Below are 13,762 nucleotides of genomic sequence, written 5' to 3'. Positions count from 1 at the left end.
TCAGTGCTTCTTTAAAAAGATGAGGATAAAAATATCGTGAGGATAAGCCACACACAATAAAAATATCATCTACGGCAGTGATATCGCCTAACAAGCGAACTCCATTAAAGTTTTTATCATCTGTGTAAGCAAAATAGGATCGGTTCCATTTGCGATACGAAGACTCGCTTTTCCGATGGATAACTCCATTACCGGCAACGGGGACGCCTGCTGTGGATAAGAAGTCTCATACATTGGCAGAGGATCATTGATAATAGATACCGAAGGTTCATTCATATCGAGCCTTACCACCTCTTGTTTTTTAGTTTCTTTGTAAGAGCAACCGGATGGCACAGGAATATCACAGCAGCCTTTTTTGCGAAGGCGGTTTACCCAGTTATAGAATGTACCTGGCTTAATATCATGATCAAGGCACCACTGCTGATCCGATAAACCGCTTTGCCGGCATTCCATGATAAGTTTGTATTGTTCTTCGGCTGAAACTCTTGCTGCGCTCATATGCAAGCCTCCATAATCATTATGTAGTGAAATGCTTGCATCTATCATTTCTATCAATCTAAAATAGAGTAAAACGCTTACATTTCCTAGCAATAATTATGAAACAACTTTTAGGACTTGACAATCCGTCGATTTATTTTGCGCTTACTTTAGATACACTCCGTCTACATAAACATACGGATAATCCTGCATCACTGGATGAAAACGCCATTCCTCGATATGTTCGGAAGACTTCTTGTTAAGATTACTTATCGTGCCTGGAGAAACTTTAGTTACCCAGAGTGCTTCCGTTACACCCTCAACGCGGCGTACAGAAATACCTACAAGATACATCTCAATCAGCGCTTCCTCAATAGGTATGTCCGCACCCCGTTTTAAATTTCAATATAGACTTTCTACTGTATTCTTAAATATCCTATTGATTTCTTCCAAACAAACTTAACCGGAACACTCATAATCAGCAATAGAATAGTTTCCCAGATAAAAATCAAAATTGAGACTCTTGGAGCAAAGCATATTTTTTGAATCCATAACACTCCAGATGTAAAGATTGCATTTAACAGCCAAATCTCCGTTGAATAATCTCCAATTAGATCTAAAAGCTTATTGATCCATATTAATTTAGAAAAATAAATTAATATGGTCGCTAATGCTAAGCAAATTGGAGTTACGTATATCCATATTAAGTGGAACGATAGCACCTCTGCTCCAGTAAATACTCTTAGTCCTAATGTAACTAACAACATCATCATTGCACACAAAACACCTCTGATATTGGCAGATAATTTTGCACCTAAAGTATTAAAATACTTGCTCTTACCAGCCATACAACCAATCAAAATAACTGGCATGTACTGAATGTATGATATAAATCCGTTCCAAATATGTATTCCACTTTTCTCTACTACAATTGAAAGAATCCAAAATGTTAGTATGAAACACAAACAAGATTTGAACCCTTTCTGGAATTTACTAAAGAATATTTTCATAGTAACTAACGCTAAAAGATAGAACGATACATACCACGAAGAATAATTAACACTACTAGATATAGTTACAATGTTAGAAAGCAATGAATTTAACGTAACATTTTTACCACCTGTCAAACCAAGAACTATAAAAATGATTAATGTTATCCAGTACAATATTAGCAAATTAAGGCTTTTCTTTATTACATATTTCCATGTCCAATCTTTCTTTATTGCAAAGGCATAACCAGACATAAATGCAAACAGCGATACGCAGATTTTACACATTTGACCTATGAAGACTTCTGCTTCCCCTCCCTCGATTTGAATTCCAACAAACGAAATTCCCTCAAGTATTTTGTCAGGAAAACCAAATGTATGATGAACTATCATCATTAAAACGGCAATGGACTGAATTCTACTAGCTGTTGTTTTATTTATAAACTTTTCTTCCATTCAATCTCCACCTTTTCATACTTCGATATATAAAACTAACCGAATAAATCCAATTTATCAAATGTAACTTATTACTGCTCATGTACGAAATTTCAGATATAACTAAATATCTATTCACTGAATAGATAAATTTCGAATTTGAGCAAATTCTATAGACTAATCGAATCCATTAATAAATTACACTTATATTCAGATCCCTTTTCTTTTAATTAGACTCTTCAAGATTACTCTGACTATATTCTCTATATCCTTTATATTAATAATGACTATCACTAATAATGAAATAATCGAAACAATATAGGTGTAATTACTCTCGAACGTAGTAACAATTGCTGTAACCAAAAACAATGTATAAGAAATAATCGTACTGACCACATTGATTTTAATTTTAACAATCTTCTGCGACAAGATAAATCTAAACAACCATACAACAATAAAGCTTAAAGCAGTCGCTATTGCCGCACCTAAAGTTCCATATAATTTTATGAATGTCCAGTTCAACACAACATTAAGAATCGATCCCAATATCACTGAAATAAATAGAGAAGTTGTTTTTTTCGCTGCTCTAAATGTTGAAGCAAGAAATCCCCCGTGGGATGCAAATAATGCTGAGACTGTTAGAAAAGGTACATACCGCCATGCAGCATAAAAATCCTTTGCGAACATAAATCCTGCAAGCCATTTACTTAGTATTATTACACACATACACCCAATTAAGCTGAATATGTTCAGTCCAGTATATATTTGGGTATGATATTCACTCTCGTCAGAACTTCCATAATTTGTTATCGCAGAAATCTGCCATGCTTGAGTAAATATAGACATAACTGTAGTGAAAATTGTCGGTATTTTATGTGCTACACTGTATACACCACTCGCGCTTAGTCCTACCAATCCTATTATCATATACTTGTCTATACTTGTATTTATCGCCCATGCCAAAAGTGTTGGAACCATCGGTATGCTGTACTTTAGCATCTCTTTTAACAAAGCAAAATTCATACCAATTGGAAACAAGTCTTTTGTTATTTTACCTGCAATAAGCATTATAAAAATTGGAACAATATATCCAAAAGCAATACTTATTAAATATCCATCTAATCCCGTCTTTAAAACTATTAAAAAGAAAATATTACTTAGTATAATCGTAAATGTCTGAATCAATCCCTGAATTGCAAATAATTTTGTATTTCCGATTCCTTTCAAGTAACTAGACATACAGTTATGAATATTAAACAACGCATAGGTAACAACAAATACTGTCCAATACTGTTTTATATTATAATCAATTCTTGCTAAAAGTGGATAAAATAGCATCAAAAAGACAATCGATATAAAAGTCAAGGCAAGCGAATTACTCAAAACCTTTTTCTTATTCTTTTCCTTATCCAATGCAAATCTTAAAGTAGCATCCGCAATTGCGAGTGTTAATACCGGATAGATAAAATTAATCGTTGTTGTTATTAAATCCGCTACTCCATATTCTTCTGTTGATAATATACTCGTATATAATGGTGTTAATAAAAAAACTAATATTTTTGAGCCAAAATTGCTTATCGCAAATAAGCACGTATCTTCTACAAGATTTTTAAATTTATTACCTTCCATTTTTATCCACTCCCATCACTTCTGACCTTTTAACTTTTTCCTTATTGATATTCTCATATGTAATGGGATAAGACTTTTTATCGCTTCTACTGTGTATTTTTTCAAATCATACCTAACATATTTTTTTCTTAATTCTTCTACAGATAATCCTATCATATCATTATATATCTCATTTATATTATCAGGCTCTTTAGTAGGATGATTTAATTGCGAGTTTTGTGAAAACTCCTTGTTCATATTCTGTATATCATATACAAAATCTTTTTTCCCCAACTCCCAAAGTTCTTCGCCCTTATTCGTGTTGATAACAATTGTCGATAACTCCTTTTCAGGATTAATATAATCATAGTCTTTGTATGTGCTACAATCTCCTATAGTCATATCTGCCCCTCTATTTTTTTGTGCATACATACATTTATAGCAGGACGGTCTATATATTTTTCCGTCAATGTACATTCTAAAATACACATCTTTATGGGCCGGTTGTATTCTTTTATTCCCGTCATACTGAATGGCTTGTAATATAAACGCGGATTTATGATATTTATTTTTTAATCTGAATCTCAGATTTTTTATTGGTTGACTACCACATGTATATGTCGTACACTTTGAAAGAAAATCATTATTAGATACACCATGACATATTATTTCGATTGTGAACAGATTAGTATTTTTACCAAAAATTGAGTTTGCTGCTGCCACTTGACATGGTGTTCCTGAAAATAATACTTTTTTATTCTGCTTTAAGTATTTACCTATTTCCAAATAAACCCCATTCGTAAAACTCTGAACATACTTAGATCCTTGAATGCTTTCTATGCTATTAATTTGGTCAATCACTATGTGTTGAACATAATTCTTTTCACTAATATACGATGCACCACATACTAGTCCACCTGAATTTATAAAACTTGTTGCTATGCCAGCAAATGCGCCCCCTGAGGAGCTAATGTTGTAAACTTTCTCATTATTATAAAATGCTACGTAACTTTTCTTCGGAACATTTGTCTTAACAAGTTTTCTACTCGGACATATTTTTATACATTTATTACAATTAATACAGTTTGATTCGTCAATATGAGGAACAATAAATCCGTATTTATCTTTATCCACCTCTATACACTTTTGAGGACAAGAATCAACACAAGCTAAGCAACCAGTACAATTTATCTCCTCAAGCAAAACCTTAGTTCTCATATTCTAATATTCCTTTTACCCATTCTATTGCTTCTTTTCGACCCTCTGCAAGTACCTTATCAACATTTGCAAATTGTAAATCTGTAATAGCATTAAAATCACTACTGTTATGATAAATTCTCTCGTTTAAGGATAACTTATTCAAGAGTTCATTAATTCTTACAGGGTTACTCTTATTGTTTATTATGATATACTGTTTGTGAAATAAATTTGAAAATACCGTTCCATGGAATGAGTCAGTGATTACTAACTCTGCATTCTGTATATAGCCTAAAAAATGCTCTGGTGTTACTCCTACCAAAGTTTTGTCTACTCCGTGCCATTTATATCCAGATGACTGCAAATTATAAACTGGCAAATTATATTGTTTAGATATTTTCATAACATCACTTTCAAAATCACAAAAGCTTCCTGACACAAAATATGTAAAAATGAATTTATTATCCGGTACCGATTTTGCGAGTTTTTTCCACACTGATGGATTAACTAGTAGAGTGGGATCATTAAGAACCTTAATATTGCTTATGCCTAGTTTATTCAGCTGTTCTCGTGCAAAATTCTCTCTTACACTTACATCTGAAAACAAACTTATTGCTTTTTTGATTTTTTCTTTTTCAGTGTAATGTAAGCAATAACTTCCAAAACTGGATGATAAAGAAATTCGTTTTCGTGCTTTTCCAAATTCTAGCAAAAATACTGGGTCTATCCCATTGCTAATATTAGGATTCCATACTTGGTCACTCCCCACGACAAGAACGTCATATTCCAAATCATTCATCTCTGTTGGCGATCTATAAGTTGTTTTTGTGATATTATAATTTTTATAAAAATCACTATATGCCTTTTTTAATAATATATTTCTACGAAAAACAATGCTTTTTACAGCATTTTTCATCATACTCTTAAATGTTCCATCCGCGGAAAAAAACACCTTTTTAATACGTTGCTCATAGCTATTCAAGTAATCGATTATTTCTGCGTCACAATTCAACTCTTGAAAAAAATTTTGTGAGGCATACGCTTGAAGACATGCACCATAACTCGGAGATCTATGATATGTCACTATTCCTACTTTTTTCATTAACTTCTCTATCTCCTTCTAATAAAATTGTAAAGTACAAAATAACGAAACTATATACAAAATGCTGCAATACCATAAACCCATTCAATAGCATTGGTAGTATCATATATAAAATTAGCATTATCAAAGAAACTTTACTTTTTATATTGACTCTAATATTAGTAAAAGATCTTTTAATAACATATAAATAGATATATGCACCAACTAAACCTCCACCAACTAAAAAATAAATAATATCATTATGGCACCAAATAGACATATTCACTGCCTTATAATTCACATCATATATGTTTGCAAAAGCTCTTCCAAACAGTAATTCAAATACATTTCCACTAAAAAAATAATTCAAATCGACAACCCAAAATTCTGAACGTCCACTCGTAAAACTTGCCAATGACGAAGCAGGAGTTGGATTGTTTAACACAGTGATAAACTTATCGATCATTGCGCTCTTCATCATGACATACCCAGCTCCCGCTATACCCACAATACCTATGCAAAGCCTCCATATCTTAGAGGAAACACTAAATCTAATAAGTAAAAAAATCATGATAGCCATGGGAATTAAGAATACTCTTGCACCACACTGCAAAATTGCGTATGACGGAATAAATGATAATCCCAGATAATAAACACTCGTTTTTTTTAACGCTTTACAATAGAACAAAATCATCGAAATCAACATGCAACACAATGATCCCATTGTATGCTCAGTATTGCAAAAGCCTAAAAAATATGTACCTTCTCCCCATTTATGTGTAAGTCCCACGCCTAAAATTAATAAAACAACTAAAGTTACACATTCGAAATGAATAAGGAAGTTTATCAATTTCTTCTTTTTTATAAAAAACCACGTGAAAGATCTACTGTTTTTTTCTTGTGAAATTACTGTAATCAAAAAAATTGTTGTAAAAACGTATATCCATTCATTTATTTCCTTACTTATATCAACAGTCAAAAATACTGAAAAGACGAAATCAAACACTAAAAACATGACAGAGATAAATAATTTTCTTTCAGGTTTAATTAGAAATAATGCGGCTGCTATTAATGCAATAATTGCACCCAAAATTCTATTTATCGCTATCTTATCAAATAACGATTGATACATTGTTGTTGCTGAAAATAATAACATTAATGTAACGAGCATATTTATCAATTTATTTCTCAATGTATTGCTTTTATCATATATTTGGTAGCACTCATCCATCATTTATCACCTCTTTTCAAATCATTCATCAAGCAATGCTTCAAAATGTGCGAATAATTCTGCCACAACCTGATGGCAATCGTAGTTTTTGTAGGTTCCTGACATTTCTATTTTATTTTCTGCTAGCGAAATGATTGCATTTACTGAATCATCAACAATTGTATCCTCACAATTGGCAATAACAAATCCGTCCTTTCCTTCTTTGACGAACAATCTAATATCACCAACGTCTGTTGATATAATTTTTGCTTCGCACGCAATCGCTTCTAAACTAGACGTACAAGTACCTTCAAACTCAGAAATATTAATATTTGCGTCACTTGCGTTTAGATATTGAACAAATTTATCTCTATCCTCTAAATATCCCACCACAGTGTACGCTTCTTGTGGTAATGAATTATTCAAATCTAATCTTAATTTTTCAAGATCAGTACCATCACCAACAACAACAAGGTGAATATTTTTATGTAGCTGTAGTGCTTTTTGAATTATTTGGGGAATAAGTAATACTCGTTTAGGATTATCTTCCACCCTGCCACCATATAAAACAATAAAATCATCTTGCGGCAGTTCCAGTTTTTTCTTACATTCTAATTTATCCAGCTGTCTAAAGATGTCTGTATTGACCGGAATCTTTGCATATCCTATTTTATTAGCATATTTTTTGTACTTTTTCTTATAATATGGTACGCCAAACTCAGATCTCATCAAAACAACATTTGTTTCATCTGCAATACCAATGGTTATTTTTTCAAAAAATTCGTAAATCCAACTTTTCAACTTATTCCAATGCATTGTAGTATAATAACTGGAACCATGGACTACCTGAATTATAGGTGTTTTATGTTTCTTCAGTACAAAAGGTAACACCGTTTCTATTCTTTGTGCATAAACTACATCGTATTCTAAAATCTTGTTTAAATACTTTCTTTCGCTTAATAGATACCCTAAAGTAAGCGGTCTCATTGAATCATCCGAAATCGGGAAAAAATCATACTCCAAATTTCCATTTTTGATGTTGTACACCTTCCCAATATCATATTTTCCTTTTACGCATGTTCCAAAAATTGTTATCTTGTTATCTTTTCTATCTCTTATTATATTTTTTATATATTGGTCTACTCCGCCCAATGCAAGATGCTCAAGATCACCAACATGTAAAATTGCTATTTTCACACTAAACCTCCAACTGTATTAACTAATAATATCCAAGATGTGTTTTGATATAATAGGCCACTGGTAGCGTTTTAATACTTTTGTCCCATTATCCACCAGTCTTAATTTTTCAGATTCAGACATTTGTTTCACATCAAGAATTTTATTTTTTAAATCATCTAAATTGTTATTTTCAAAGAAAATAGCTGCATTTCCCAGTACCTCTGGTAAAGACGCAGCATTTGATGAAATAACAATAGTATTTTGAGCTATTGCTTCAAGTGGTGGTACTCCAAAGCCCTCATATAAAGACGGAAAAACAAACGCTACAGCAGCGTTATATATATATGGAAGGTCTTCATTCTCAACAAAACCTGTAAAATAAATTTTTTTCTTTACACTTTCGTCTAATTCATTTAATAAATCTTCGACCATCCAACCTTTTCTTCCAGCTAATACAACATCTTCATCTACAGAACCTTCTAAAACAAGATCCGAATATGCCTTCAAAAATAATTTTAAATTTTTACGTGGTTCTAATGTAGATAAGCACAAAAAGAAACTTAAGGGTAACGCATACTTTTTCCTCACCGTTTCATATTTATCGAAATCACACTTGACATTCGCAACCTCATTCAAGGGTGCACTATAGGTAATGATAATTCTTTTAGGATCTACTTTTAATATCTCTGTAATTCGTTTTTTTGAAAAATTAGATACGGTTAAAATTTTTCCTTTTCTACTGGCTACTTTTCTAAACATAATTTTCCAATACAAAATCATATGTTTTTTGTTAGATCCTGGGCAATCCCAGCAACTTACATCATGTATTGTATTAATTGTGTTTCTTTTCAACCAAAAAAACGGTTCTGTAAATGCCATAAATAGGTATCTGTCCGCATGAACCTTTCTAAGTCTCAACGGCAGTATTAATTGATTAAAGATCAATTTATTACTACTCTTCAGAACTATTTTTTCTACATTTTCATATTCTTCACAAAACGCTTCATGAACCTTATTCTTAAATACCAAAATATATCTATTATTCTTGTTCTTTATTAACTCCTGAGTAACAGACATAGCGTATAATTCAATACCAGAAAAATTATCTGCGAGTGAAGTCAAATCAATTAGTGTTTTCATCAAACATCACCTATACTTCCAAACTAACTTTAATATTTTCACATCATCGACAAAGTATCTTTTAAACATTCTCTTTGGCTCCTGTAAGAATCTATAGAACCACTCTAGTCCATGTTCACTCATCCATTTCGGAGCGCGTTTTACATTTCCAGCAAGAAAGTCAACAGTGGCTCCGGCAGAAACAGACACCTTCGCATCGTATTTATCCATATTTCTATATATAAACTTCTCCTGCTTCGGACAGCCAAAGCATGTAATGAGAAGGTCTGGTTGTGCTTCGCTAATCATTCCATTGATTTGAATTAACTCTTCCTCGTTTTTTTCAAAACCGAATGGTGGAGCATAGGTACCAACAATCTTGATGCCTGGCAGATTTTTCTCTAGTTTTTCCTTAGCTCTTTCCGCAATACCGTCAGCACCACCAAGAATATACATGGTATACCCCCTTTCTGCTGCCAATTCACATAATTTAGGAACTAAATCCGAACCGGAAATCTTTGCTTTGATAGGGCGTTTATGAATTTTCGAAATCCAAATAAGAGGCTTGCCATCAACAAGCACAATATCCGCCTTATCCGTCAATTCTTTTAATTCCGAGTCACTCTCAATCTTCATAATGACGTCAACATTTACAGCCACTACATATGATTTCTCATCTTTATGAATCAATTTCTCTACAGCATTGATACTTTCATCCATGGACAGATTATTCACATATGTATTTAAGAGTTGTACTTTCTTCATTTTATCCTTCATATTTAGCTCCCAAAAAAATAATCTTCCAACATCAAGCACCAACAATGATAAATTGGTAAGTGCAATTCCTGTATTATACAAGTTTCTGTTTCTGGTGCCTTCACACACACATCTGCATAAACAGATAATTTGCTATCTTGCTGACCGGTAAGACCAAGCACTTTCATCCCTTTCGCTTTAGCAACAGTTGATGCATAAAGCACATTCTTACTGTTACCAGATGTAGAGATTCCTAAGAAAACATCTCCTTCTTTTCCATATCCATTAATCTGCTGTGCAAAGCAAAGAAGTGGCTCGCAGTCATTCATATAAGCTGTTGAAAGTGCAAGATGTCCATCTAGTGCAATTGCTGGGAGTGCTCCTTGAAGATTTTCTGCCAAAACCTTTCCGAGTTCCGGTTCTGCTTCTAACAACTTTTCTGCATACTCAGCACTAGACTTACGTGCCATCTTGAATCCCTTCATCAATTCGCCTACGATATGTTCTGAGTCAGCTGCAGAACCACCGTTTCCAGCAACGAGAAGTTTGCCTCCATTCTCATAGGACACCTGCATAACAAAATAAGCATCTATAATTTCCTTTTCACAGCTTTTCAATACAGGATATCTTTCCATCAAAAGGTCCACATGTTTCTGCAACTTATTATCTAACATACTCTTACACTCTCCCTAAAATCTCATTGATTATCGCAAGTAGATTCTTCTCTTCACTCACTAATGCCGTCTTGCAACCTGCTGCTACTCCGGCAGCGATATCATTTTCACCATCGCCAATCATCCAGCACTCAGAAAGTTCGATATTAAAATCTTCTGCCGCTTTTAGAAGCAGTCCTGGCTTTGGTTTCCTACATTCGCAGTCTATTTTAAATTTTTTCACCTCTCCCTCATAACCGCTGTGCGGATGATGTGGACAGAAATAAATGCCATCAAGATACGCCCCATCAAGACCTAAAAGTGTTTCCATCTTTTTATGAATTTCATCCAAATTTTCCAAGGTTATTTCCCCTCTAGCGATAACTGGCTGATTGGTTACAACAATGGCCAAGTAACCACTGTTATTGATTTTCTTAATTGCTTCTGCTACTCCATCAATCAGTTTGAACTCATCAATGTTTCTCAAAAAGCCAACATATTTATTAATGGTACCGTCCCGATCCAAGAAGATGGCTTTCTGTTTTTTCTTTAGGTTATTACCTGCAACAATACCATCTACGAAATCCTTACATACGGATACATATCTCTCTGGGGTACCCATATCCTTTACATACTCTGGACTATCATAGCAAAACATCTTTCCTGTTCCAGAAAGAGGTTTTAATAGCTGACGATCCAAATCAACTTTCTCTCCTGTTGGTCTTTTCTCCAAAATCTTTGGTGAAACAACATGAAGTCCTGCATTGACGCGGTTCTTGTACCACTTTGGTCTTTCATCTTCTTTGGTAAGCCACTGATTAACCGCACCATTCTCATCCGCAATAATCAATCCACTGTCATATGGATGGCTGTTTGGATGAGTGAATAATGTTACAAGACCATTTTTTTTCTTGTGATATGCAACCAGACGATTAAAATCAATGTCAAAAATTGCATCTGCATTTAATAGAAGAAAATCTTCTTTCAAATCCAGTTCAAATAATGCTCCGGCATTTCCAAGAGGCTTTTCTTCTACATAATACTCGATTCTCACACCAAACTGACTACCATCACCAAAATAATCCTTGATGATGTGTCCAAGATGGCTAACAGTGATAATTAAGTCATCAAATCCTTGTTCTTTTAAGCAATTAATTTCTCTCTCCAAAACAGGTACACCATCAATTTTTATCATTGGTTTTGGTATATCATTGGCAAGAGATGAAATTCTTGTACCTCTGCCACCAGCCATAATTACTACTTTCATCTGTCTTATCCCCTTGGTTCGTATTCTTCTGGACTATAATAAATAACCCTAGTCCCACCATCTTCAAATTGGAACGGTATATATAAGAGTTCATGCATTGCGGCTCTTACAGCTTCCTGATATTCTGGTTGTACATAAAATACCAAAAATCCTCCACCACCTGCTCCAAGTAGTTTTCCCCCAAGAGCACCAGCATCCATCCCTTTCTGATAATATTCATCAATGCCACCAGTTGAAATTGAAGAGCCTGTTTGTTTTTTTAGTTTCCAGGTGTGATCAAGAAGCCTGCCAAAATCATCAAGGTCCTTTTCTTTATTCGTCAAAACTTCTTCTGCCTCATCTACAAGTAAAAGCATTTCTTGAAGTTGTACTTTCTTTTCTTCAGCAGATACATTGTTTGCTTTCTGAATATCAGATGAAAAGCGAGTAAATCCAGTAAAGAACATCATAAGATTACTGTTTAATCTCTTTTTTCTTTCCGGCGAAATGATAATTGGTAGTACCTCATAACCATCGGCATTAAAATTAATACGGTTGAAGCCTCCAAAAGATGCTGCTATTTGGTCTTGCCAACCACCCGATTCATCACAAAGAGCCCTTTCTAAATAAATAGCCTCGTCTGCTAGTTTCTTTTTGTCAGCATATTTTCCTTTTAATGCATAGAACGCATTGAGCATACCAACTGCAAAGGAGCTGCTTGTTCCTAGACCAGAGCGAGCTGGAAGGTCTGCTTCATATGTCAGACGTAGTTCATGCATATCAAGCATCTTCATTGCATTGCGAATTGCTGGATGCTGAATTTCTTCTACATCTGTTATTCTTTCAGTTTTTGAATAAGATAATTCTGTACTATAATCAAAAAATCGAGGTAAATGGCGGACATTTACATAACAGTATTTATCAAATGTAGTTGATATAACTGCCCCCCCGTTTTCTTTGAAAAAGTTCTCCATATCTGTTCCACCACCAAAAAACGACATTCTAAACGGTGTCTTTGTAATTATCATCAGTAGTTTTCTCCCTCATTGTCATAAGTAATTTTTAAATTCAAAATTTGTTCATAAATCAACACGTTCATATTATTACGCATGCATAAATCAACACGTTCATATCATGACCGATCTATATTATGGCACTCCGTAATATGTTACACTTGTAATCTTATGTATTAAGTATTTTCCACTTATTTATACCCTGTCACATATCATGTATCATATTTGACACAGTTAATTTTTCTAAATGTGCTGAAGGCCTTTAGAAGTAGTGTGTGATTGTTGGCTTCAATCCAACCATATATTTATACTTTAAAGAAGAACTACAAAAAGCCCGTAGCAGAGTTTATTTAAAATATCTGCATGCAGGCTTAATTTACTAATACAGCTTTTTTATATCTCTTTTATCCGGGTAAACAATACCTAAATAAAACAACATCCATTGGTACATAGTCGTACTCCTTAAAATTGACAATTTAAGACACACTAACCAGTAAATTGACTAATTGATTTATACCTAAACTCCAAATAATTGTTATTATTGGTTTGGAAATAATGAATAAATTGACATGCATTTAATAATCAGCACAATGATATGTTAGATAATTAAGAGTATATGAAGAGTGAGTCTAAATACTTAAATAAAAATTCTTTTACGTAATATGCATAATTCAACGGCGCCTAATCCCTGACTATCATAATTTGTCAGAATGCAATATATATATAACTAATTGTGAGAAATAAATAAACAATAAGAAAGAATTTTAGAGAGTTTTTATCTTTAATGTTTAAGATTTGA

The 13,762-nt window shown here is 33.4% G+C and carries 12 protein-coding genes and 1 pseudogene; all 13 read right to left on the bottom strand.

Features of this window, described 5'->3' with window-relative positions:
* Positions 1 to 87: 87 nt before the first annotated feature.
* Complete coding sequence (locus tag HMPREF0240_RS01170) at positions 88 to 498, bottom strand: hypothetical protein (RefSeq protein ID WP_035312209.1); 411 nt, start codon at positions 496 to 498, stop codon at positions 88 to 90.
* Positions 499 to 645: 147 nt separating this feature from the next.
* Positions 646 to 852, bottom strand: a pseudogene (locus tag HMPREF0240_RS01165) (transposase); the annotation flags it as partial.
* Positions 853 to 893: 41 nt separating this feature from the next.
* Positions 894 to 1,922, bottom strand: a complete 1,029-nt coding sequence (locus HMPREF0240_RS01160) for an acyltransferase (RefSeq protein WP_009001623.1) — start codon at positions 1,920 to 1,922, stop codon at positions 894 to 896.
* A gap of 189 nt (positions 1,923 to 2,111) precedes the next feature.
* The gene (locus HMPREF0240_RS01155) at positions 2,112 to 3,530 is read right to left on the bottom strand and encodes a polysaccharide biosynthesis C-terminal domain-containing protein (RefSeq protein ID WP_009001622.1); all 1,419 of its coding nucleotides are present in this window, start codon (positions 3,528 to 3,530) and stop codon (positions 2,112 to 2,114) included.
* A 15-nt stretch (positions 3,531 to 3,545) separates the two neighbouring features.
* Positions 3,546 to 4,727: a Coenzyme F420 hydrogenase/dehydrogenase, beta subunit C-terminal domain gene (locus HMPREF0240_RS01150; protein ID WP_009001621.1), complete on the bottom strand. Its 1,182-nt coding sequence runs from the start codon at positions 4,725 to 4,727 to the stop codon at positions 3,546 to 3,548.
* Complete coding sequence (locus HMPREF0240_RS01145; RefSeq protein ID WP_009001620.1) at positions 4,717 to 5,808, bottom strand: polysaccharide pyruvyl transferase family protein; 1,092 nt, start codon at positions 5,806 to 5,808, stop codon at positions 4,717 to 4,719. Before HMPREF0240_RS01145 ends, HMPREF0240_RS01150 begins: the two co-directional genes overlap by 11 nt.
* Positions 5,777 to 7,021: a hypothetical protein gene (locus tag HMPREF0240_RS01140; RefSeq protein WP_035312205.1), complete on the bottom strand. Its 1,245-nt coding sequence runs from the start codon at positions 7,019 to 7,021 to the stop codon at positions 5,777 to 5,779. Before HMPREF0240_RS01140 ends, HMPREF0240_RS01145 begins: the two co-directional genes overlap by 32 nt.
* An 18-nt stretch (positions 7,022 to 7,039) precedes the next feature.
* Positions 7,040 to 8,194, bottom strand: a complete 1,155-nt coding sequence (locus HMPREF0240_RS01135; protein WP_009001618.1) for a glycosyltransferase family 4 protein — start codon at positions 8,192 to 8,194, stop codon at positions 7,040 to 7,042.
* 18 nt (positions 8,195 to 8,212) lie between these two features.
* Positions 8,213 to 9,316, bottom strand: coding sequence for a glycosyltransferase family 1 protein (locus HMPREF0240_RS01130; RefSeq protein ID WP_009001617.1), 1,104 nt, complete (start codon positions 9,314 to 9,316; stop codon positions 8,213 to 8,215).
* A 6-nt stretch (positions 9,317 to 9,322) separates the two neighbouring features.
* Positions 9,323 to 10,072 carry a WecB/TagA/CpsF family glycosyltransferase gene (locus HMPREF0240_RS01125; RefSeq protein ID WP_242833282.1) on the bottom strand — a complete coding sequence of 250 codons (750 nt, stop codon included), beginning with the start codon at positions 10,070 to 10,072 and terminating at the stop codon, positions 9,323 to 9,325.
* Positions 10,073 to 10,074: 2 nt separating this feature from the next.
* Entirely contained in the window at positions 10,075 to 10,725 is a 651-nt protein-coding gene (locus HMPREF0240_RS01120; RefSeq protein ID WP_009001615.1) for an SIS domain-containing protein, read from the bottom strand.
* A 4-nt stretch (positions 10,726 to 10,729) separates the two neighbouring features.
* Positions 10,730 to 11,971 (bottom strand): D-glycero-beta-D-manno-heptose 1,7-bisphosphate 7-phosphatase, encoded by a 1,242-nt coding sequence (gene gmhB, locus HMPREF0240_RS01115; RefSeq protein WP_009001614.1) that lies wholly within the window; start codon positions 11,969 to 11,971, stop codon positions 10,730 to 10,732.
* Between the two features lie 5 nt (positions 11,972 to 11,976).
* Positions 11,977 to 12,978 (bottom strand): kinase, encoded by a 1,002-nt coding sequence (locus HMPREF0240_RS01110; protein ID WP_035312203.1) that lies wholly within the window; start codon positions 12,976 to 12,978, stop codon positions 11,977 to 11,979.
* Between the last annotated feature and the right edge of the window lie 784 nt (positions 12,979 to 13,762).

This window comes from Clostridium sp. D5 (genome assembly GCF_000190355.1).
In the GTDB taxonomy this organism is placed as follows: Bacteria; Bacillota; Clostridia; order Lachnospirales; family Lachnospiraceae; genus Faecalicatena; species Faecalicatena fissicatena_A.
Note: the sequence above shows the minus strand (reverse complement) of the source record. Positions and strands in the feature narration are given on the sequence as shown.

Bases quoted from the DNA above. Each gene is read 5' to 3' on its own strand.
- HMPREF0240_RS01170 (WP_035312209.1), bottom strand. From the start codon at position 498: ATGAGCGCAGCAAGAGTTTCAGCCGAAGAACAATACAAACTTATCATG.
- HMPREF0240_RS01160 (WP_009001623.1), bottom strand. From the start codon at position 1,922: ATGGAAGAAAAGTTTATAAATAAAACAACAGCTAGTAGAATTCAGTCC.
- HMPREF0240_RS01155 (WP_009001622.1), bottom strand. From the start codon at position 3,530: ATGGAAGGTAATAAATTTAAAAATCTTGTAGAAGATACGTGCTTATTT.
- HMPREF0240_RS01150 (WP_009001621.1), bottom strand. From the start codon at position 4,727: ATGAGAACTAAGGTTTTGCTTGAGGAGATAAATTGTACTGGTTGCTTA.
- HMPREF0240_RS01145 (WP_009001620.1), bottom strand. From the start codon at position 5,808: ATGAAAAAAGTAGGAATAGTGACATATCATAGATCTCCGAGTTATGGT.
- HMPREF0240_RS01140 (WP_035312205.1), bottom strand. From the start codon at position 7,021: ATGATGGATGAGTGCTACCAAATATATGATAAAAGCAATACATTGAGA.
- HMPREF0240_RS01130 (WP_009001617.1), bottom strand. From the start codon at position 9,316: ATGAAAACACTAATTGATTTGACTTCACTCGCAGATAATTTTTCTGGT.
- HMPREF0240_RS01125 (WP_242833282.1), bottom strand. From the start codon at position 10,072: ATGAAGGATAAAATGAAGAAAGTACAACTCTTAAATACATATGTGAAT.
- HMPREF0240_RS01120 (WP_009001615.1), bottom strand. From the start codon at position 10,725: ATGTTAGATAATAAGTTGCAGAAACATGTGGACCTTTTGATGGAAAGA.
- gmhB (WP_009001614.1), bottom strand. From the start codon at position 11,971: ATGAAAGTAGTAATTATGGCTGGTGGCAGAGGTACAAGAATTTCATCT.
- HMPREF0240_RS01110 (WP_035312203.1), bottom strand. From the start codon at position 12,978: ATGATAATTACAAAGACACCGTTTAGAATGTCGTTTTTTGGTGGTGGA.